At 63.4% G+C, this 21,459-nt stretch carries 13 protein-coding genes; 12 read left to right on the top strand and 1 reads right to left on the bottom strand.

Going from position 1 to position 21,459, the window contains the following annotated elements; translation table 11 throughout:
* Nucleotides 1-244: 244 nt before the first annotated feature.
* From rpoB to HAP48_RS43970, 4 genes are all read left to right on the top strand, one after another.
* On the top strand, nt 245-4,363 hold the full coding sequence (rpoB, locus tag HAP48_RS43985) for a DNA-directed RNA polymerase subunit beta (RefSeq protein ID WP_166205944.1): 4,119 nt from the start codon (nt 245-247) through the stop codon (nt 4,361-4,363).
* A gap of 126 nt (nt 4,364-4,489) precedes the next feature.
* Nucleotides 4,490-8,692, top strand: a complete 4,203-nt coding sequence (gene rpoC, locus HAP48_RS43980; protein ID WP_166205941.1) for a DNA-directed RNA polymerase subunit beta' — start codon at nt 4,490-4,492, stop codon at nt 8,690-8,692.
* A 180-nt stretch (nt 8,693-8,872) separates the two neighbouring features.
* A complete protein-coding gene (locus HAP48_RS43975; RefSeq protein WP_166205938.1) occupies nt 8,873-10,933 on the top strand; it encodes an FAD-dependent oxidoreductase in 2,061 nt (686 codons plus the stop codon).
* 223 nt (nt 10,934-11,156) lie between these two features.
* Nucleotides 11,157-13,202 (top strand): ABC transporter ATP-binding protein, encoded by a 2,046-nt coding sequence (locus HAP48_RS43970; RefSeq protein ID WP_166205935.1) that lies wholly within the window; start codon nt 11,157-11,159, stop codon nt 13,200-13,202.
* Nucleotides 13,203-13,258: 56 nt separating this feature from the next.
* On the opposite strand, the gene HAP48_RS43965 is transcribed toward HAP48_RS43970, so the two are convergent.
* On the bottom strand, nt 13,259-14,470 hold the full coding sequence (locus tag HAP48_RS43965; RefSeq protein WP_166205932.1) for an FAD-dependent oxidoreductase: 1,212 nt from the start codon (nt 14,468-14,470) through the stop codon (nt 13,259-13,261).
* Between the two features lie 703 nt (nt 14,471-15,173).
* On the opposite strand from HAP48_RS43965, the gene rpsL reads away from it, so the two are divergent.
* From rpsL to HAP48_RS43925, 8 genes are all read left to right on the top strand, one after another.
* Nucleotides 15,174-15,545 (top strand): 30S ribosomal protein S12, encoded by a 372-nt coding sequence (rpsL, locus tag HAP48_RS43960; protein WP_028168167.1) that lies wholly within the window; start codon nt 15,174-15,176, stop codon nt 15,543-15,545.
* Nucleotides 15,546-15,560: 15 nt separating this feature from the next.
* On the top strand, nt 15,561-16,031 hold the full coding sequence (gene rpsG / locus HAP48_RS43955; protein WP_021081660.1) for a 30S ribosomal protein S7: 471 nt from the start codon (nt 15,561-15,563) through the stop codon (nt 16,029-16,031).
* Between the two features lie 30 nt (nt 16,032-16,061).
* Nucleotides 16,062-18,134 (top strand): elongation factor G, encoded by a 2,073-nt coding sequence (gene fusA, locus HAP48_RS43950; protein WP_166205929.1) that lies wholly within the window; start codon nt 16,062-16,064, stop codon nt 18,132-18,134.
* Nucleotides 18,135-18,174: 40 nt separating this feature from the next.
* Nucleotides 18,175-19,365 (top strand): elongation factor Tu, encoded by a 1,191-nt coding sequence (gene tuf / locus HAP48_RS43945; protein WP_166205926.1) that lies wholly within the window; start codon nt 18,175-18,177, stop codon nt 19,363-19,365.
* 86 nt (nt 19,366-19,451) lie between these two features.
* Nucleotides 19,452-19,760, top strand: coding sequence for a 30S ribosomal protein S10 (gene rpsJ, locus HAP48_RS43940; protein ID WP_002712302.1), 309 nt, complete (start codon nt 19,452-19,454; stop codon nt 19,758-19,760).
* Between the two features lie 54 nt (nt 19,761-19,814).
* Complete coding sequence (rplC, locus tag HAP48_RS43935) at nt 19,815-20,534, top strand: 50S ribosomal protein L3 (protein ID WP_029081772.1); 720 nt, start codon at nt 19,815-19,817, stop codon at nt 20,532-20,534.
* 1 nt (nt 20,535) lies between these two features.
* A complete protein-coding gene (gene rplD / locus HAP48_RS43930) occupies nt 20,536-21,156 on the top strand; it encodes a 50S ribosomal protein L4 (protein ID WP_166205923.1) in 621 nt (206 codons plus the stop codon).
* Nucleotides 21,153-21,452, top strand: coding sequence for a 50S ribosomal protein L23 (locus HAP48_RS43925; RefSeq protein ID WP_092114992.1), 300 nt, complete (start codon nt 21,153-21,155; stop codon nt 21,450-21,452). Before rplD ends, HAP48_RS43925 begins: the two co-directional genes overlap by 4 nt.
* The last annotated feature ends 7 nt before the right edge of the window (nt 21,453-21,459 follow it).

Below are 21,459 nucleotides of genomic sequence, written 5' to 3'. Positions count from 1 at the left end.
CGTTGGGAGACAGTCAGATTTCGGGCTTTTTCAGTCCGTAAAGCGGAGCGTTTGGACGAGCGGGTGCAGGGATGCGCCCCGCGCGTCGTTTTGCGTTTTGGAGGAAATAGGGGCCGGGCTGGGGATTTAATTCCTGACCTTGCGCTTCGTTCCTTCGGGACGATTCGAAAATTCAACCCGGGGGCGATGGCAGTCGCGTCCCGGAAGGTTCGCCCCACAAAGGCGACGAAAATGAGAGGCCACGATGGCGCAGCAGACATTCACCGGTCGCAAACGCGTACGCAAGTTTTTCGGTCACATCAAGGAAGTCGCCGAGATGCCGAACCTCATCGAGGTTCAGAAGGCGTCCTATGACCAGTTCCTGATGGTTGACGAGCCGGCCGGCGGTCGCCTCGACGAGGGCCTGCAGGCGGTGTTCCGCTCGGTGTTCCCGATCTCGGACTTCTCGGGCACCTCGATGCTCGAATTCGTCCGCTACGAGTTCGAACAGCCGAAATACGACGTCGACGAGTGCCGCCAGCGCGGCATGACCTTCGCTGCGCCGCTCAAGGTGACGCTGCGCCTCATCGTGTTCGATATCGACGAGGAAACCGGCGCCAAGTCGGTCAAGGACATCAAGGAGCAGGACGTCTACATGGGCGATATCCCGCTCATGACGATGAACGGCACCTTCGTCGTCAACGGCACCGAGCGCGTCATCGTCTCGCAGATGCACCGTTCGCCCGGCGTGTTCTTCGACCACGACAAGGGCAAGACCCATTCGTCCGGCAAGCTGTTGTTTGCCGCGCGCGTGATTCCGTATCGCGGTTCCTGGCTCGACATCGAGTTCGACGCCAAGGACATCGTGTTCGCGCGCATCGACCGCCGCCGCAAGCTGCCCGTGACCTCGCTGATGTACGCGCTCGGTCTCGACGGCGAGCAGATCCTGTCGACCTTCTACAAGAAGATCACCTACAAGCGGACCAAGGAAGGCTGGCGCGTGCCGTTCGACGCCAACCGTTTCCGCGGCTACAGCACCATCAACGACCTGATCGACGCCGACACCGGCAAGGTGGTGCTCGAGGCCGGCAAGAAGCTGACCGTGCGCAGCGCACGCCAGATGCAGGAAAAGGGCCTCAAGGCGCTTCGCATGTCGGACGAGGAGCTCGTCGGCAACTATCTCGCCGAGGATCTCGTCAACCCGAAGACCGGTGAAATTTACGCCGAAGCCGGCGAGGAGATCACCGAGAAGTCGCTCAAGGTGCTCAACGAGCAGGGCTACAAGGACCTGCCGCTGCTCGACATCGACCACGTCAATGTCGGCGCCTACATCCGCAACACGCTGTCGGCCGACAAGAACATGACGCGTGAGGACGCGCTGTTCGACATCTACCGCGTGATGCGTCCGGGCGAGCCGCCGACGCTGGATTCGGCGCAGGCGATGTTCCAGTCGCTGTTCTTCGATGCCGAGCGCTACGACCTCTCAGCGGTCGGCCGCGTCAAGATGAACATGCGCCTCGAGCTCGATGCGCCGGACACCCATCGCACGCTGCGCAAGGAAGACATCCTGGCGGTGATCAAGACGCTGGTCGACCTGCGCGACGGCAAGGGCGAGATCGACGACATCGACCACCTCGGCAACCGCCGGGTGCGCTCGGTCGGTGAGCTCATGGAGAACCAGTACCGGATCGGCCTGCTCCGCATGGAGCGCGCGATCAAGGAGCGCATGTCGAGCGTCGATATCGACACCGTGATGCCGCAGGACCTGATCAACGCCAAGCCCGCGGCTGCCGCGGTGCGCGAGTTCTTCGGCTCCTCGCAGCTGTCGCAGTTCATGGACCAGACCAACCCGCTGTCGGAGATCACCCACAAGCGGCGCCTGTCGGCGCTTGGCCCGGGCGGTCTGACCCGCGAGCGTGCCGGCTTCGAAGTCCGCGACGTGCATCCGACGCATTACGGCCGTATCTGCCCGATCGAGACGCCGGAAGGTCCGAACATCGGCCTGATCAACTCGCTGGCGACGTTCGCGCGCGTCAACAAGTACGGCTTCGTCGAGACGCCCTATCGCAAGATCAAGGACGGCCGAGTCACCGACGAGGTGGTCTATCTGTCGGCGATGGAAGAGGGCCGTTACCGGGTCGCGCAGGCCAACGTGCCGCTCGATGCCAAGGGCCGTTTCACCGACGATCTGGTGGTCTGCCGCCACGCCGGCGAAGTGCTGCCGGTGACGCCGGACAAGGTCGACTACATGGACGTGTCGCCGAAGCAGCTGGTTTCGGTGGCCGCGGCGTTGATCCCGTTCCTCGAGAACGACGACGCCAACCGCGCGCTGATGGGCTCGAACATGCAGCGCCAGGCGGTGCCGCTGGTTCGCGCCGAGGCGCCGTTCGTCGGCACCGGCATGGAAGGCGTGGTCGCCCGTGACTCCGGCGCGGCGATTGCCGCGCGCCGCTCGGGCGTGATCGACCAGATCGACGCCACCCGCGTCGTGATCCGCGCCACCGAGGATCTCGATCCGACCAAGTCGGGCGTCGATATCTACCGGCTGATGAAGTACCAGCGCTCCAACCAGTCGACCTGCATCAACCAGCGTCCGCTGGTGAAGGTCGGCGACATCGTCAAGAAGGGCGACATCATCGCTGACGGTCCGTCGACCGATCTCGGCGAGCTCGCGCTCGGCCGCAACGTGCTGGTCGCGTTCATGCCGTGGAACGGCTACAACTTCGAAGACTCGATCCTGCTCTCCGAGCGGATCGTGAAGGACGACGTCTTCACCTCGATTCACATCGAGGAGTTCGAAGTGATGGCCCGCGACACCAAGCTCGGGCCTGAGGAAATCACCCGCGACATTCCGAACGTCTCGGAAGAAGCGCTGAAGAACCTCGACGAAGCCGGTATCGTCTACATCGGTGCGGAAGTGCGCGCCGGCGACATCCTGGTCGGCAAGATCACGCCGAAGGGCGAGAGCCCGATGACGCCGGAAGAGAAGCTCTTGCGCGCCATCTTCGGCGAGAAGGCCTCCGACGTCCGCGATACCTCGTTGCGCGTGCCTCCGGGCGTGCAGGGCACCATCGTGGAAGTCCGCGTGTTCAACCGCCACGGCGTCGACAAGGACGAGCGTGCGCTGGCGATCGAGCGGGAAGAGATCGAGCGTCTGGCCAAGGACCGCGACGACGAGCAGGCGATCCTGGACCGCAACGTCTACAACCGCCTCGCCGAGCTGCTGGAGAACCGCCAGGGCATCGCCGGCCCCAAGGGCTTCAAGAAGGACACCAAGATCACCCGTGCGGTGCTCGACGAGTATCCGAAGTCGCAGTGGTGGCTGTTCGCTTCGCCGAACGACAAGCTGATGGCCGAGATAGAGGCCATGCGGAAGCAGTACGACGAGTCGAAGAAGGGCCTCGAGCAGCGCTTCCTCGACAAGGTCGAGAAGCTGCAGCGTGGCGACGAGCTGCCGCCCGGCGTGATGAAGATGGTCAAGGTCTTCGTCGCGGTGAAGCGCAAGATCCAGCCCGGCGACAAGATGGCCGGCCGTCACGGCAACAAGGGCGTGGTGTCGAAGATCGTGCCGATCGAGGACATGCCGTTCCTCGAGGACGGCACCCATGCCGACATCGTGCTCAATCCGCTCGGCGTGCCTTCGCGCATGAACGTCGGTCAGATCCTTGAGACCCATCTCGGTTGGGCCTGCGCCGGCCTCGGCAAGCGCATCGGCCAGACCATCGACGCCTACTATCAGAGGCAGGATCTCAAGCCGCTGCGCGAGACCCTGAAGAAGATCTATGGCGAGGATGAAACCATCAAGTCGCTGAACGACAACGAGCTGGTCGAACTCGGCCGCAATCTGAGCCACGGCGTGCCGATCGCAACGCCGGTGTTCGACGGCGCCAAGGAGGCCGACATCGAGGAGATGCTGAAGCTTGCCGGCTTCGACGCCTCCGGCCAGTCGACCGTCTATGACGGCCGCACCGGCGATCAGTTCGATCGCAAGGTGACGATGGGCTACATCTACATGCTCAAGCTGCACCATCTCGTGGACGACAAGATCCACGCGCGTTCGATCGGTCCGTACTCGCTCGTCACCCAGCAGCCGCTGGGCGGCAAGGCGCAGTTCGGCGGCCAGCGCTTCGGCGAAATGGAGGTCTGGGCGCTGGAAGCCTACGGCGCCGCATACACGCTGCAGGAGATGCTGACCGTGAAGTCGGACGACGTCGCCGGCCGTACCAAGGTGTACGAGGCGATCGTGCGCGGCGACGACACCTTCGAGGCCGGTATTCCGGAATCGTTTAACGTGCTGGTCAAGGAAATGCGCTCGCTCGGCCTCAACGTCGACCTGCACAATTCCAAGGTGGGACCGGGAACGACGTCGGAAGCCGCCGAGTAACGCTGTGATCATGCCCGGCGCAACACGCGCCGGGCCTTCGCACTCCGCTTGGACGTTGAGCGGGGCGCGCGCTGAATAAAATTTCGAATTTGCTGCCGGTGACGATCGGCACGCGAGGAGAAGACCATGAATCAAGAGATTATGAATCTTTTCAATCCGACGACGCCGGCTCAGGTCTTCGACCAGATCCGGATTTCGATCGCGTCTCCGGAGAAGATTCTGTCCTGGTCGTACGGCGAGATCAAGAAGCCGGAGACCATCAACTACCGCACCTTCAAGCCGGAGCGTGACGGCCTGTTCTGCGCGCGCATCTTCGGGCCGATCAAGGACTACGAGTGCCTGTGCGGCAAGTACAAGCGGATGAAGTACAAGGGCATCATCTGCGAGAAGTGCTCGGTCGAGGTGACGCTGTCGCGCGTCCGGCGCGAGCGCATGGGCCACATCGAGCTGGCGGCGCCGGTCGCCCACATCTGGTTCCTGAAGTCGCTGCCGTCGCGCATCGGCTTGCTGCTCGACATGACGCTGAAGGATCTCGAGCGGATCCTCTACTTTGAATACTACGTCGTTCTCGAGCCCGGCCTGACCGCGCTGAAGGACCGTCAGCTGCTGTCGGAAGACGAGTATCTGAAGGCGCAGGACGAGTACGGCCAGGACAGCTTCACCGCCATGATCGGCGCCGAGGCGATCCGCGAGCTGCTCAAGGGTCTCGAGCTCGAGAAGCTCGAGGCGACGCTGCGCGCCGACATGGCCGAGACCGACTCGGACATCAAGCACAAGAAGCTCGCCAAGCGGCTGAAGATCGTCGAGGCCTTCCGCGTCTCCGGCAACAAGCCGGAATGGATGATCATGACGGTCGTGCCGGTGATTCCGCCGGACCTGCGTCCGCTGGTGCCGCTCGACGGCGGCCGGTTCGCGACCTCCGACCTCAACGACCTGTATCGCCGCGTCATCAACCGCAACAACCGCTTGAAGCGGCTGATGGAGCTGCGTGCACCCGACATCATCATCCGCAACGAAAAGCGCATGCTGCAGGAGGCCGTCGACGCGCTGTTCGACAACGGCCGCCGCGGCCGCGTCATCACGGGTGCCAACAAGCGCCCGCTGAAGTCGCTCGCCGACATGCTGAAGGGCAAGCAGGGCCGGTTCCGCCAGAACCTGCTCGGCAAGCGCGTCGACTATTCGGGCCGTTCGGTGATCGTGGTCGGTCCCGAGCTGCGCCTGCATCAGTGCGGCCTGCCGAAGAAGATGGCGCTCGAGCTGTTCAAGCCGTTCATCTATTCGCGGCTCGACGCCAAGGGCCTGTCAACCACGGTGAAGCAGGCCAAGAAGCTGGTCGAGAAGGAGCGTCCGGAGGTCTGGGATATCCTCGATGAGGTGATCCGCGAGCATCCGGTGCTGCTCAACCGCGCGCCGACGCTGCATCGCCTGGGCATCCAGGCGTTCGAGCCGGTGCTGATCGAAGGCAAGGCGATCCAGCTGCATCCGCTGGTCTGCGCCGCCTTCAACGCCGACTTCGACGGCGACCAGATGGCCGTGCACGTTCCGCTGTCGCTCGAAGCGCAGCTGGAAGCGCGCGTCCTGATGATGTCGACCAACAACATCCTGCATCCGGCGAACGGCCAGCCGATCATCGTGCCGTCGCAGGACATCGTGCTCGGCCTCTACTACGTCTCGATCATGCGCGAAGGCCTGCCCGGCGAGGGCAAGATCTTCGGCGACATGGCCGAGCTCGAGCACGCCCTGCATTCGAAGGTCATCCACCTCCACACCAAGATCAAGTACCGGTGGGAAGGCCTCGACGAGGAAGGCAAGCTGTCCAAGCGCTGGATCGAGACCACCGCCGGCCGCGTCATGCTCGGCAATCTGCTGCCGAAGAGCACCAAGATCTCGTACGACATCATCAACAAGCTGATGACCAAGCGCGAGATCTCCGGCGTGATCGACCAAGTCTACCGTCACTGCGGTCAGAAGGAGACCGTGATCTTCTGCGACCGGATCATGGCGCTCGGCTTCTACAACGCCTTCAAGGCGGGCATCTCGTTCGGCAAGGACGACATGGTCGTGCCGGCGTCGAAGTGGAAGATCGTCGATCAGACCCGTACGCTGGCGAAGGATTTCGAGCAGCAGTACAATGACGGCCTGATCACCCATGGCGAGAAGTACAACAAGGTCGTCGACGCCTGGTCGAAGGCCGGTGAAGAAGTCGCCAAGGCGATGATGAAGGAGATCTCCTCCACCAAGAAGACGGCGGCGGGGGCGGATGCCGACATCAACTCGATCTACATGATGGCGCACTCCGGTGCGCGTGGTTCGCCGGCGCAGATGCGCCAGCTCGCCGGCATGCGCGGCCTGATGGCCAAGCCGTCGGGCGAGATCATCGAGACGCCGATCATTTCCAACTTCAAGGAAGGTCTGTCGGTGCTCGAGTACTTCAACTCGACCCACGGCGCCCGCAAGGGCCTCGCGGACACCGCGTTGAAGACCGCGAACTCGGGCTATTTGACCCGCCGTCTGGTCGACGTCGCGCAGGACTGCATCATCACGCAGACCGATTGCGGCACCAAGCTCGGCATCAAGATGCGCGCCATCGTCGATGCCGGCACCGTGGTCGCCTCGCTCGGCTCGCGCATCCTGGGCCGCACGGCCTGCGATGACGTGCGCGATCCCGCCACCAACGAGATCGTCATCAAGCGCGATACGTTGATGGAGGAAACCCACGTCGACGCGATCCAGCAGGCCGGCATCCAGGAAGTGAAGATCCGCTCGGCGCTGACCTGCGAGCTGATCAACGGCATCTGCGCCAAGTGCTACGGCCGCGATCTGGCCCGCGGCACCCCGGTCAACCACGGTGAGGCCGTCGGCGTCATCGCGGCGCAGTCGATCGGTGAGCCCGGCACGCAGCTGACGATGCGCACGTTCCACATCGGCGGCGCAGCGCAGCTCAACGAGCAGTCGTTCGTTGAATCGAACTTCGACGGCAAGATCGTGATCCGGAACAAGGCCATCGCCCGTAACAGCGAAGGCAACCTGGTCGCGATGGTGCGCAACATGGTCGTTGCGATCGTCGATGCCGACGGCACCGACCGTGCAACCCACCGTATTCAGTACGGTTCGAAGATGCACGTCGACGAGGGCGATACGGTCAAGCGCGGCCAGCGCATCGCCGAGTGGGACCCCTATACCCGCCCGGTGCTGAGCGAAGTCGAGGGTACGATCGGTTTCGAGGATCTGGTCGAAGGCCAGTCGATCTCGGAAACGCTCGACGAGTCCACCGGTATCGCCAAGCGCGTGGTCATCGACTGGCGCACGACGCGCGGCGGTTCGGACCTGCGCCCGGCCATCGTGGTCAAGGGCAAGGACGGCAAGGTGCTGAAGCTCGCGCGTGGCGGCGATGCCCGCTACATGCTGTCGGTCGACGCCATTCTGTCGGTCGACATCGGCGCGAAGATCATGCCCGGCGACATCCTGGCGCGTATCTCGACCGAGAGCGCCAAGACGCGTGACATCACCGGCGGTCTGCCGCGGGTGGCGGAACTGTTCGAGGCTCGCAAGCCGAAGGACGCGGCGATCATCGCGGAAACGGCGGGCACGATCCGCTTTGGCCGCGACTACAAGAACAAGCGCCGCATCTCGATCGAGCCGATGGACAAGACCGAGGAGCCGCGCGAGTACCTGATCCCGAAGGGCAAGCACATCCACCTTCAGGACGGCGACATCGTCGAAAAGGGCGATTTCATCGTCGAAGGCAATCCGGCGCCGCACGACATCCTGGCGATCAAGGGCATCGAGGAACTCGCTGCCTATCTGGTCAACGAAATCCAGGAGGTCTACCGGTTGCAGGGCGTGCTCATCAACGACAAGCACATCGAGGTGATTGTCCGTCAGATGCTGCAGAAGGTGGAAGTCACCGACCAGGGCGACACCGACATGATCTCGGGCGAGCAGGTCGACAAGATCGAGTTCGACGCGCTCAACACCAAGGCCAAGGAGGAGGGCAAAAAGCCCGCCACGGGTACGCCGGTTCTGCTCGGCATCACCAAGGCGAGCTTGCAGACCCGCTCGTTCTTCTCGGCGGCGTCGTTCCAGGAGACCACGCGCGTGCTCACCGAAGCTGCCGTCAACGGCAAGGTGGACCCGCTCGAAGGCCTCAAGGAGAACGTCATTGTCGGCCGCCTGATCCCGGCCGGCACCGGCGCCTCGATGGCGCGGATCCGCGAAGTCGCGGTCAAGCGCGACAAGCTGATCCTCGACGAGCGCGAGAAGCAGCAGGCGGCGATCGTGCCGACGGCTCCGGAAGCGGAGCCGCTGGCGCTGCCGCCCGCGGAATAGGCATCCGCAAGACTACGGTAATGGCGAGAAGGCCGGCGTTTTGCCGGCCTTTTTGCTGCTTTCTTTCCCTGCTGCGGTGCAGGGACGCAGTTTGTTCATCTTTCCTTCAGGCAAAAAAGTGCTTTTGCTAAGGTGACTTAGACCGGCTGTTTGGCTCGTGCCGGAGACGACGGAATCCATATGCTCGACTTGGCTATCGTAGGCGGCGGCCCCGGGGGGCTGATGAGCGCCTGGTATCTGAAACGCAAACTCGGCGACCTCTGCCGCGTCACCATCTTCGAGGCGTCGAACCGTCTCGGCGGCAAGATCGTCACGCGCAAATTCGACTCCGCGCCTGCGATGTATGAGGCCGGCGTTGCCGAGATCTACGACTACTCGATGACGGGACCCGACCCGCTGCGCGAGCTGATCCAGCATTTCGGCCTGCAGACGATCCCGATGGATGCCGAGCAGGTGCAGCTCGACGGCGAGCTGCTCGCTGACGTGCCGGGCATGCGCCGCAAATACGGCGCGAAGACCGCGGCCGCGATCGAGTCGTTCCGCAAGCGCTGCAGCGACATGGTATCGCCGCACGAATATTACGAAGGGATCGGCGCCCACGACAACGAGCACCCCTGGGCCTACAAGACCGCCGAGCAGATCCTCGACGAGGAGGTCGACGACGCGACCGCCAAGCGCTTTTTCAAGGTGATGGCGCGCTCCGACATCGCGACCGAGAGCCACAACACCAACGGCCTCAACGCGCTGAAGAACTACGTGATGGACGTCGACGGCTATATCGGCCTGTATTCGATCCAGAACGGCAACGAGCAGCTGATCGATTGCCTGCGCTCGGAAGTCAACGCCGATATCCAGCTCAACCATCGCGTTCTCAAGGTCGGCAAGACTGCGAGCGGCCGCTATCAGCTCAACATGATGAACGGCAAGGGGCCGGAGACGCGCGACTTCGACCTCGTGCTGGTCTGCCTGCCGCACTCCTGGCTCGCGACCATGCGCTGGGACGGCGAGCAGCTGCGCAAGTCGATGGTCAAGCACGTCGCCTATTTCGATCGGCCCGCGCATTATCTGCGCGTCTCGCTCCTGTTTGACGAGCCGTTCTGGGGCGAGAAGATCCCGGGTGCCTGGTTCATGTCGGAAGCGTTCGGCGGCTGCTGCGTCTACAATGAGGGCGCGCGCCATGACGTCGGCAAGCACGGCGTGCTGAACTGGCTGATCGCGGGCTCCGACGCGCTCGCCTTCGCCAATCTCAGCGACCAGGAACTGTTCGATGCCGCGCTGAAGTCGCTGCCGGCGTCGCTCGGCGATGCCCGCGCGCATTTCCTCGAAGGCAAGATCCATCGCTGGCTGTCGTCGGTCAACGCGCTGCCGGGCGGCCTGCCGGTGCGCGACGTCATGACCAACCACCGTCCCGAGCCGAAGGAGCATCCCGGCATCGTGGTGGTCGGCGACTATCTGTTCGATTCGACGCTGAACGGACTGCTCGATTCCTCCGATGCCGCGACCGACATTGTCGTCACCGAGATGATGCGGCTGCGCCGCGCCCGCGCGCAGGAAAGCGCCGAGGTCTCCGACAAGATCGACCGCGGCTATTTCGACAATTATCGCGGCGCCGGTCCCTACAGCGAAACCTGGCGCAACTTCACCGACCCGGCCTATCTGACCGACCTGATCAAGACGGTGTGGGGCAGGGCGAAGGGCTACAAGCTCCTGATCGCCGGCTCCGCCAGCGGCGAGCTGGTCGGTGCGCTGCGCGAGCGCGGCATCGATGCCTGGGGTATCGAGAGCAACCGCTACATCCACGGCAAGACGCCGAAGACGCTAAAGAAGTACAACAAGCTCGGCTCGATCGCCGACTTGCCGTTCAAGGCCAATGAGTTCGACTTCGTGTTCGAGACCTCGCTGTGCCATCTCGGCGAGAAGCAGGTGGTGCGCGCGGTGCGCGAACTCAACCGGGTGGTCAAGACCGGCCTGGTGTTCGCGTCGGTGACCTCGGACATGGCGCCGGCGGTGATCGATCGCTACGACCTGTTGCGCGGGGTGAAGAAGCTCGGCACCTGGTGGGAGTGGTCGGAATTGTTCTTCGGCAACGGCTTCGACCTGTCGATGCACCGCCGCGACTGCACCGATCAGCTGTGGGCGCTGACGCTGGCCGCCAACAAGGGGCCGGGGCAGTGGTACGCCGACTCCGACAGCCTGCGCTATTCGTTCTTCGACAAGGTCGAGGCCGACCTCGACGACTAGCGGCAGCGACTGACGGCATTTGGCGCAAGGCGATCGGCCTTGCGTCAACCACCTGTCAAATGACGGCATGGCTCCAATCCGAATCGACGGGCCGAGCCCACGCGCAGCGATCGCCGCAAACGCTTTGCCGAATTCATCCTGATCGCATAGGATCGCCGCTGCAGCGTTCGCCGCTGCGGTTTCGATTTGCGGTCATGCCGGCCGTGGAGCATCGGTTGGTTTCATGGCGCCTAAACCTCCTGCATCAGACGATCCCAATCGGGCCGATGCCGGCGATCCCGAGCTGAAGAAGAAGCCCGTCATCGTGACCGGTCCGCATGCGGCGGCGGCTTCCGCGAAAGCAGCCGCGGTGCCGGATGACGACGACGACGAGGAGGATGAGGACGACGAGCTTGGGCTCGATGACGATGATGATGACGAGGACCTCGTCGTCTTCACCGCCAAGGAAGCCGCCGGCGCGCTCTCCACGATCTTCGGCTTCGTCAGCCCGATCCTGGCGAACTACAAGAAGCCGTTCGCCTTCGTCGCCATCGGCGTGCTGGTCGAGACGTTGTTCAACGTCATCATGCCGCTCAGCCTCAAATTCCTGATCGACGACGCGCTCGGCGAGGAGGATTTCGGAGCCCTCTACAAGATCCTCGGCGTGCTCGCTGTGGCCGGCATCGTCACCTCGATCATCGCGGTCTGGTACGAGCGCTGGGATGCGCGGCTTGCCGCCGGCATCATCGCCGATGTGCGGACCCGGATCTTCGACCACGTCCAGAACCTGCCGTCGGCCTATTTCGCGCGCACCAAGCGCGGCGAGATCCTGTCGCGCTTCTCGATCGATCTGTCGGCCTTCGAGGGCTCGATCAAGACCTTTGCCAACAGCGCGGCGCTGCCAGGCCTCGAGCTGGTCGCCGGCATCATCCTGATGCTGTTCCTGAACTGGCAGCTCGCCGCGGTCGCCCTGCTGGTGTTTCCGATCACGCTGATCGGGCCGCGCATCCTGACGCCGAAGGCGGTGCAGGCCAATTACGAGCAGAAGCAGAACGAGGCGGCGCTGCTCGGAATGGTGCAGGAGAACGTCGCCGCCCAAGCGGTGGTCAAGGCGTTCAACCTGCAGCGCCGGGCGCTCGGCTGGTTCACGATGCGCAACCGCGACGTCCGCGCCAAGGCCGCCTCGGCCATGTTCCTGTCGACCATGGTGGAGCGCACCGTCACCATCTCGGTGCTGCTGCTTCACCTCGTGGTGCTGGCGATCGGCGCTTATCTCGCGACCAAGGGGCAGATCACGGTCGGCACCTTCGTGACCTTCGAGAGCGCGTTCTGGGAGGTGTCGTACAACATCGCCCATCTGATGCACTTCATTCCGGTATCGATCTCGTCGGCGGCGGCGGTGCGGCACATCCAGGAGCTGCTCGACGAGCCGACCCGCGGCGCCGATCGTCCCGGCGCGCCGGATCTGCCGCGGATCACCAACGACATCTCATTCGACCGCGTCACCTTCCAGTATGAGGGGGCGCAGACGCCGGTGCTCGACAATCTCAGCCTCAAGCTCAATGCCGGCAAGAGCATTGCGATCGTCGGTCCGAGCGGCTCTGGCAAGAGCACGCTGATCAACCTGATCCTGCGGCTCTACGTGCCGGACGAGGGCCGTGTCGCGATCGACGGCGTCGACATCCGCCGGGTGACGCGCGAGTCGCTGCGGGCAAGCATGGCGGTGGTGTTCCAGGAGAACATGCTGTTCAACATGTCGATCCGCGAGAACATCCGGCTCGGCAAGGAAGGCGCGACCGATGCGGAGGTCGAGGACGCCGCCAAGAAGGCCGAGATCCATCGCTACATCATGAGCCTGCCGCAACGCTACGACACGCCGGTCGGCGAGCGCGGCGATACCTTGTCGGGCGGCCAGCGCCAACGCATCGCGATCGCGCGCGCGATCATCCGCAACCCGTCCGTGCTGCTGCTCGATGAGGCGACCTCGGCGCTCGACCAGACCACGGAAGCGGCGATCAACCGCACGCTGCTCAAGGTCGCCGAGGGCCGCACCATGATCTGGTCGACGCACCGCCTGACTTCCGTGGTCGAGATGGACGAGATCATCGTGATATCAAGCGGCAGGGCGATCGAGCGCGGCTCGCACGAGGAGCTGCTGGCCAGGAACGGCGTCTACCGCAAGCTGTGGGACGACCAGGGACATCACGGCACGGACGACGAGGATGCCGACGACGCGGACGATGATGACGATGACGACGAGGAGGATGAGGGCGAAGACGAGGAGGCGTGACGCCTGCGCCGCCTTGCCGCCGATGGTCCGGGCGCGCTCTTCAGCCGACCCGGCCCTTACGCCCCGTCGGCTGCGTGCGGACGCTGCCGGAAGCGATTGGCCGGCCGGGCTGCTGACGATGCCGCCAGTGGGCTGTGCAGCCGGCGCAGCCAACCCCGGCCGCGATAGCCGAAGAAGCGCGCCCAGCGTTGGGCTTGCCAGTAGGGCCCGGTACCGATCGAGACCTCGCGGAAGCTGAATGCCTTGCCGTTCGACCAGGCGTCGCATTCCGTCTTGACCGGATCGTCGTAGAACGCGGTGATCTTCTCCTCGCCCATGCCGTCGGTCGCAAGCCAGGCCGGGATATGGACGTTGCAGAGCTGGGCGACGTCAGTGAACACCTTGTCGGTTCCGGTACCGGTGACGGGGCAGGTGCTGGCGAAGGCATCACCGACCAGCACGACGCCGGCCTGCCGATAACCGGTGCTGACATAGACGTCGGCGGGCCTGATCTTGATGTCGCCGGCGACGTCAAACTCGCCGGTGAGCCGGCGCAACCTCGGCAGCGCGGCGTTCAGCGTCTCGACCGGATTGCGCCGCATCGCGCGCAGCCAGGGATCGTCGGCCTGACGGTAGGTGAAGAGGTTGGCGCGCATCCGGTTCCCGACCGGAAACAGCGTGATGTAGGGGATGCGGTCGCTCGGCCGCTCCGAGAAATAGGTCATCGCCGCGAACGGGAAGGCGGGGCGGCCGACGGGGACGAAGTCGAAGCCGAGCGAGATCGAGTGGCTGTGGCTCGTGACCAGGCGCTCGATGCCGAGCATCCGGCGCAGCCCGACGTTGAGGCCGTTGGCGAGCACCACGAGCCGCGCCGAGATCTCCTCGCCGCTGGAGAGTACGACCTTCTGCCGCTCGGAACTGGTCGCGACACTGGCGACCTTGTCGCAGATGAATTCCGCCGGCCGCGCTATTTCGTTGCGGATCGCCGCGATCAGCGCGTCGTACATGATGCCGTATTGCCGGCTCGGCTGCCGGTCGAGCAGATAGCCGAATCGCGCGATCCAGTTCTCGCCGTCCAGCGTCGCCGAACGGAGCACGGAATCGGCAAGGCCGGTCCTGGCGAATCGCTCGAGCTGGAGGTCGCCGGCGATCTTTTCGACGCGGAAATCGAACGGATAGACTTGGTGGGGGTCGATCAGGACGCTCGGTATCCCGGCACGGCCGAGCATGGCGGCCGCGATCGAGCCCGCAAGACCGCCGCCGATGATCGCGATGTCGGTGTACCGCATGAGTGAGTTCCGTGGCCGTGGCCCCGATTTTTGCGCCGCGAATGGCAAATAAAGGCTTAGTTTCGAAGTTTGCCTTCAGGTCTAAGTTGGGGAGAGTTGTTTCTATTGTTGTTTTACCCGGATATAATATGATTCTGCCGGGTGGCCCGCGACTCGGTCAAAGGGCGAGGGGAGGTGCGAAGGCCGTCATATTCCGTCGCACACCGTGCGCCGGCGAAATGCAAAATCTGCAAGCGCCAGAGGAGTTTCTTTGCTTGTCGTTTTGCTTGACTTCACTATCTCTCGATTATACAAGGCCCCCACTTAACGACAGGCGGTGAGCTACGCCAGCGTCGGAACGGAACACCCGAAGGCCCTTTTTTGAGGAGCCGGACGGGCACCAACCTCGACGAATGCCGCTCAAACGCTGTCGATGATAGCTAGGCAATGCCAGGACGATTTTAGTTCTCTTGAGCACGTCCTCTTGAGAGTGAATTCGGATGCATGACCTCGGTGGCGGACCGAACAGCGAACGCTGAACGGTCCGGGATCGCGGTCCTCTGTGGCGTCGATGCGCTTTCCGCTCAGCGATGAGTGGTTGGCGCGATTTCGCTTTGCGCGGTTGCTTGTTCCGCGTCGAGCGGGCCGTACGGGACGGCTAGTCCTGAGAAGAAATTTGCGGAGCCATTCAAGGCTTTCGCGCGAACTAAAGGGTGAAGGCTGCATGCCGACGATCAACCAGCTGATCGCAAAACCACGTGAAGTGCAGAAGTCGCGCAAGAAGGTGCCGGCGCTGCAGCAGTCGCCGCAGAAGCGCGGCGTTTGCACGCGCGTCTACACCACGACGCCGAAGAAGCCGAACTCGGCGCTTCGTAAGGTCGCCAAGGTGCGCCTGACCAACGGCTTCGAGGTGATCGGCTACATCCCTGGTGAAGGCCATAACCTGCAGGAGCACTCGGTGGTCATGATCCGCGGCGGCCGCGTCAAGGACTTGCCCGGCGTGCGCTACCACATCCTCCGCGGCGTGCTGGATACCCAGGGCGTCAAGAACCGTAAGCAGCGCCGTTCGAAGTACGGCGCGAAGCGTCCTAAGTAAGCGGGAAACGATCAGATGTCGCGTCGCCATTCTGCTGAGAAGCGTGAAGTTCTTCCGGACCCGAAGTTCGGGAACATCATCATTACGAAGTTCATGAACTCGGTGATGTACGCCGGGAAGAAGTCGGTTGCCGAAAACATCGTCTACGGTGCGCTCGGGATGATCGAGGCCAAGACCAAGCAGCCCCCGCTCGGCGTGTTCGAGCAGGCGCTCGAGAACGTGATGCCGACCATCGAAGTTCGTTCCCGCCGCGTCGGCGGCGCGACCTACCAGGTCCCGGTCGAAGTCCGTTCGGTGCGCCGTCAGGCGCTCGGCATCCGCTGGCTGATCTCGGCCGCCCGCGAGCGCAATGAGAAGACCATGACGGAGCGCCTCTCGGCTGAGCTGCTCGACGCCTCGAACAATCGCGGCAACGCCGTCAAGAAGCGCGAAGACGTGCACCGGATGGCGGAAGCCAACCGCGCCTTCTCGCACTATCGCTGGTAACGGCGAAACACGGAATTTAAGGAACAGCCTATGCCTCGCGTTCATGCCATAGAGAACTACCGCAACTTCGGTATCATGGCGCATATCGACGCCGGTAAGACCACGACCACCGAGCGCATCCTGTATTACACCGGCAAGAGCCACAAGATCGGCGAAGTGCACGAAGGTGCCGCGACGATGGACTGGATGGAGCAGGAGCAGGAGCGTGGCATCACGATCACCTCGGCTGCGACCACCGCGTTCTGGAACGGCAAGCGCCTGAACATCATCGACACCCCCGGCCACGTCGACTTCACCATTGAGGTCGAACGTTCGCTGCGCGTGCTCGACGGCGCCGTTTGCGTGCTCGACTCCAACCAGGGCGTCGAGCCGCAGACCGAGACCGTCTGGCGCCAGGGCGACAAGTACAAGGTTCCGCGCATCGTCTTCGCCAACAAGATGGACAAGACCGGCGCCGACTTCTTCAAGTGCCTGGCCGACATCGTCGACCGCCTCGGTGCGAAGCCGATCGCGATTCAGCTTCCGATCGGTGCCGAGAACAACTTCAAGGGTCTCGTCGACCTCGTCGTCATGAAGGGCATCATCTGGAACGATGAATCGCTCGGCGCGAAGTTCGACTATGTCGACATTCCGGAAGACATGATCGAGCAGGCCAAGGAATATCGCGAGAAGATGGTGGAAGCCGCCGTCGAGCTCGACGACGACGCTCTGGCCGCTTTCCTCGACGGCAAGGAGCCGGACGAGGCGACCCTGAAGCGCCTGATCCGCAAGGCGGTGCTGACCGGTGCATTCTATCCGGTGCTGTGCGGCTCCGCGTTCAAGAACAAGGGCGTGCAGCCGCTGCTCGACGCTGTCGTCGACTATCTGCCGTCGCCGATCGACGTGCCCGCGATCAAGGGCATCGATGACGACGGCAACGAGGTCGTGCGCAAGGCGGACGACAAGGAGCCCTTGGCGCTGCTCGCGTTCAAGATCATGGACGACCCGTTCGTCGGCACCATCACCTTCTGCCGCATCTACTCCGGCGTCCTGCAGTCGGGCACCGGCGTGGTGAACTCGACCCGCGACAAGAAGGAGCGGATCGGGCGGATGCTGTTGATGCATGCGAACAACCGCGAAGACATCAAGGAAGCCTATGCCGGCGACATCGTCGCGCTGGCGGGCCTGAAGGAAGCGCGCACCGGCGACACGCTGTGCGATCCCGACAAGCCGGTGATCCTCGAAAAGATGGAATTCCCGGAGCCGGTGATCGAAATCGCGATCGAGCCGAAGTCGAAGGCCGACCAGGAAAAGCTGGGCGTGGCGTTGGCCAAGCTCGCCGCGGAGGATCCGTCGTTCCGCGTGTCGACCGACCAGGAGTCCGGCCAGACCATCCTCAAGGGCATGGGCGAACTGCATCTCGACATCAAGGTCGACATTCTCAAGCGCACCTACAAGGTCGATGCCAACATCGGCGCGCCGCAGGTGGCGTTCCGTGAGCGCGTGACCAAGAAGGCCGAAGTCAAGTACACGCACAAGAAGCAGACCGGCGGTACCGGTCAGTTCGCCGAAGTGTCGATCGTGGTCGAGCCGAACGAGCCCGGCAAGGGCTACGAGTTCGAATCGAAGATCGTCGGCGGCGCAGTGCCGAAAGAATACATCCCCGGCGTCGAAAAGGGCCTCAACAGCGTGATGGGCTCCGGTGTCGTTGCCGGCTTCCCGGTGGTGGACGTCAAGGTGCAGCTGGTCGACGGCAAGTATCACGACGTCGACTCGTCGGCGCTGGCCTTCGAAATCGCGTCGCGTGCCGCGTTCCGCGAGGCGCTGACGAAGGGCAAGTCCGTCCTGCTCGAGCCGATCATGAAGGTCGAGGTGGTGACCCCGGAAGACTACACCGGTTCGGTCATCGGCGACCTGAATTCCCGGCGCGGCCAGATCCAGGGCCAAGACATGCGCGGCAACGCCAACGTCATCAACGCGATGGTGCCGCTCATGAACATGTTCGGTTACGTGAACAACCTGCGCTCGATGAGCCAGGGTCGCGCGACCTTCACCATGCAGTTCGATCACTACGCCGAAGCACCGGCGAACGTGTCGGCTGAAGTCCAGAAAAAGTTTGCTTGATTGTCGTTGGTTAGCAACTAACGACTGAACGGAGAGTCAAATGGCCAAAGCAAAATTCGAGCGTAACAAGCCCCACTGCAACATCGGCACCATCGGTCACGTCGACCATGGCAAGACCTCGCTGACCGCAGCGATTACCAAGGTGCTTGCAGAAACCGGCGGCGCGACGTTCACCGCCTACGACCAGATCGACAAGGCGCCGGAAGAGAAGGCGCGCGGCATCACGATCTCGACCGCTCACGTCGAGTACGAGACGAAGAACCGCCACTATGCCCACGTCGACTGCCCCGGCCACGCCGACTACGTCAAGAACATGATCACCGGTGCCGCGCAGATGGACGGCGCGATCCTGGTCGTGTCGGCGGCTGACGGCCCGATGCCGCAGACCCGCGAGCACATCCTGCTCGCCCGCCAGGTCGGCGTGCCCGCGCTCGTCGTGTTCCTCAACAAGTGCGACATGGTCGACGATCCGGAACTGCTCGAGCTCGTCGAGCTCGAGGTCCGCGAACTGCTTTCGAAGTACGAATTCCCGGGCGACAAGATCCCGATCATCAAAGGCTCGGCGCTCGCCGCCCTCGAAGACAAGGACAAGACGCTCGGCCACGACGCCATCCTCGAGCTGATGAAGAACGTCGACGAGTACATCCCGCAGCCGGAGCGCCCGATCGACCAGCCGTTCCTGATGCCGGTTGAAGACGTGTTCTCGATCTCGGGCCGCGGCACCGTCGTCACCGGCCGTGTCGAGCGCGGCATCATCAAGGTCGGCGAGGAAATCGAAATCGTCGGTATCCGCGACACCCAGAAGACCATCGTCACCGGCGTCGAAATGTTCCGCAAGCTGCTCGATCAGGGCCAGGCCGGCGACAACATCGGTGCGCTGCTCCGCGGCACCAAGCGCGAGGAAGTCGAGCGTGGCCAGGTGCTGTGCAAGCCGGGTTCGGTCAAGCCGCACACCAAGTTCAAGGCTGAGGCTTACATCCTCACCAAGGAAGAGGGCGGTCGTCACACCCCGTTCTTCACCAACTACCGTCCGCAGTTCTACTTCCGCACCACCGACGTGACCGGTGTCGTGCATCTGCCGGAAGGCACCGAGATGGTGATGCCGGGCGACAACATCGCGATGGAAGTGCACCTGATCGTGCCGATCGCGATGGAAGAGAAGCTGCGCTTCGCGATCCGCGAAGGCGGCCGCACCGTCGGCGCCGGCGTCGTCGCCGCCATCATCGAGTAAGTACGCGAATAGGGAATGGCGAGTAGCGGGTGGGTCGATCCATTCGCTACTCGCTACTCGCCACTCACTAAAGAAAGAATATGGCAATGAACGGCCAAAACATTCGCATCCGTCTCAAGGCGTTCGACCATCGAATCCTCGATACGTCGACCCGTGAGATCGTGAACACGGCGAAGCGCACCGGTGCGCAGGTTCGCGGACCGATTCCGCTGCCGACCCGCATCGAGAAGTTCACCGTCAACCGTTCGCCGCACGTTGACAAGAAGAGCCGCGAGCAATTCGAGATGCGCACCCACAAGCGCCTCCTCGACATTGTCGACCCGACCCCGCAGACCGTCGATGCGCTGATGAAGCTCGACCTGGCCGCCGGTGTCGACGTCGAGATCAAGCTCTAAGGTTTTGGATTTTTACGTCCGCCGCTTGCGGACAGAAAGACAGGAAGCACGCCGATGCGCTCCGGAGTGATCGCACAGAAGGTCGGGATGACGCGGGTCTTTACGGAGACCGGCGAGCATATCCCTGTGACCGTGCTGAAGTTGGGCAACTGCCAGGTGCTGGGCCACCGCACGACCGAGAAGAACGGCTATGTCGCCCTTCAGCTCGGCTCCGGCGCCCGCAAGACGGTGTACATGCCGAAGGCCGAACGCGGCCAGTTCGCGGTCGCCAAGGTCGAGCCGAAGCGCAAGGTCGCCGAGTTCCGCGTGTCCGAGGACGCGCTGATCCCGGTCGGCGCGGAGATCCAGGCGGATCATTTCGTGGTCGGCCAGTTCGTCGACGTGACCGGCACCTCGATCGGTAAGGGTTTTGCCGGCGGCATGAAGCGCTGGAATTTCGGCGGTCTGCGCGCCACCCACGGTGTGTCGGTCTCGCACCGCTCGATCGGTTCGACCGGTGGCCGTCAGGACCCCGGCAAGACCTTCAAGAACAAGAAGATGCCTGGTCACATGGGCGTCGATCGCATCACCACGCTCAACCTGCGCGTGGTTTCGACCGACGTCGAGCGCGGCCTGATCCTCGTCGAAGGCGCCGTTCCCGGCTCCAAGGGCGGCTGGATCTCGGTGCGCGACGCGGTGAAGAAGCCGCTGCCGAAGGAAGCTCCGAAGCCCGGCAAGTTCAAGGTTGCCGGCGGCGAAGCTGCCGAGGCTGTGGCCGAGAAGGAGGGCGTGTGAGATGGAATTGAAAGTCACCACCCTTGAAGGCAAGGACGCTGGCTCGGTTCAGCTGTCGGACGAGATCTTCGGTCTCGAGCCGCGCAAGGACATCATTCAGCGCTGCGTGCAGTGGCAGCTGAACAAGCGTCAGGCCGGCACGCACAAGACCCAGGGCCGCGCCGACGTCTGGCGCACCGGCAAGAAGATGTACAAGCAGAAGGGCACCGGCGGCGCCCGTCACGGCTCGGCCCGCGTGCCGCAGTTCCGCGGCGGTGGCCGTGCGTTCGGTCCGGTGGTTCGCTCCCATGCGACCGACCTGCCGAAGAAGGTGCGCGCGCTCGCGCTGAAGCATGCGCTGTCGGCCAAAGCGAAGGACGGCGGGCTGATCGTGATCGACAATGCGCAGCTCGAGGCCGCCAAGACCAAGGCTTTGATCGGGCACTTCTCGGGTCTCGGCTTGACCAATGCGCTGATCATCGACGGCGCGGAGCTGAACAACGGTTTCGCGATCGCGGCCCGCAACATTCCGAACATCGACGTGCTGCCGATCCAGGGCATCAACGTCTACGACATTCTCCGCCGCCACAAGCTGGTGCTGACCAAGGCTGCGGTTGATGCGCTGGAGGCGCGCTTCAAATGAAGAACATCGATCCGCGCCACTACGACGTCATCATCTCGCCTGTCGTGACGGAAAAGGCGACGCTCGCCTCCGAGCACAACAAGGTGATGTTCAAGGTCGCCGGCAAGGCGACCAAGCCGCAGATCAAGGAAGCGGTCGAGAAGCTGTTCGACGTCAAGGTGAAGAGCGTCAACACCCTCGTCCGCAAGGGCAAGACCAAGGTGTTCCGCGGCAATCTCGGCTCGCAGTCGGACTCCAAGCGCGCGATCGTGACCCTTGAAGAGGGCCACCGCATCGACGTGACTACCGGACTATAAGGCGCAA

It is taken from the genome of Bradyrhizobium septentrionale, assembly GCF_011516645.4.
Lineage (GTDB): Bacteria > Pseudomonadota > Alphaproteobacteria > Rhizobiales > Xanthobacteraceae > Bradyrhizobium > Bradyrhizobium septentrionale.
This window is presented reverse-complemented; position numbering and strand designations above follow the sequence as displayed.

Excerpts from the sequence above, each read along its gene's own strand:
- rpoB (WP_166205944.1), top strand. The coding sequence starts at position 245 with ATGGCGCAGCAGACATTCACCGGTCGCAAACGCGTACGCAAGTTTTTC.
- rplC (WP_029081772.1), top strand. The coding sequence starts at position 19,815 with ATGCGCTCCGGAGTGATCGCACAGAAGGTCGGGATGACGCGGGTCTTT.
- HAP48_RS43975 (WP_166205938.1), top strand. The coding sequence starts at position 8,873 with ATGCTCGACTTGGCTATCGTAGGCGGCGGCCCCGGGGGGCTGATGAGC.
- fusA (WP_166205929.1), top strand. The coding sequence starts at position 16,062 with ATGCCTCGCGTTCATGCCATAGAGAACTACCGCAACTTCGGTATCATG.
- rpsJ (WP_002712302.1), top strand. The coding sequence starts at position 19,452 with ATGAACGGCCAAAACATTCGCATCCGTCTCAAGGCGTTCGACCATCGA.
- HAP48_RS43970 (WP_166205935.1), top strand. The coding sequence starts at position 11,157 with ATGGCGCCTAAACCTCCTGCATCAGACGATCCCAATCGGGCCGATGCC.
- rplD (WP_166205923.1), top strand. The coding sequence starts at position 20,536 with ATGGAATTGAAAGTCACCACCCTTGAAGGCAAGGACGCTGGCTCGGTT.
- rpoC (WP_166205941.1), top strand. The coding sequence starts at position 4,490 with ATGAATCAAGAGATTATGAATCTTTTCAATCCGACGACGCCGGCTCAG.
- rpsG (WP_021081660.1), top strand. The coding sequence starts at position 15,561 with ATGTCGCGTCGCCATTCTGCTGAGAAGCGTGAAGTTCTTCCGGACCCG.
- HAP48_RS43965 (WP_166205932.1), bottom strand. The coding sequence starts at position 14,470 with ATGCGGTACACCGACATCGCGATCATCGGCGGCGGTCTTGCGGGCTCG.
- tuf (WP_166205926.1), top strand. The coding sequence starts at position 18,175 with ATGGCCAAAGCAAAATTCGAGCGTAACAAGCCCCACTGCAACATCGGC.
- HAP48_RS43925 (WP_092114992.1), top strand. The coding sequence starts at position 21,153 with ATGAAGAACATCGATCCGCGCCACTACGACGTCATCATCTCGCCTGTC.
- rpsL (WP_028168167.1), top strand. The coding sequence starts at position 15,174 with ATGCCGACGATCAACCAGCTGATCGCAAAACCACGTGAAGTGCAGAAG.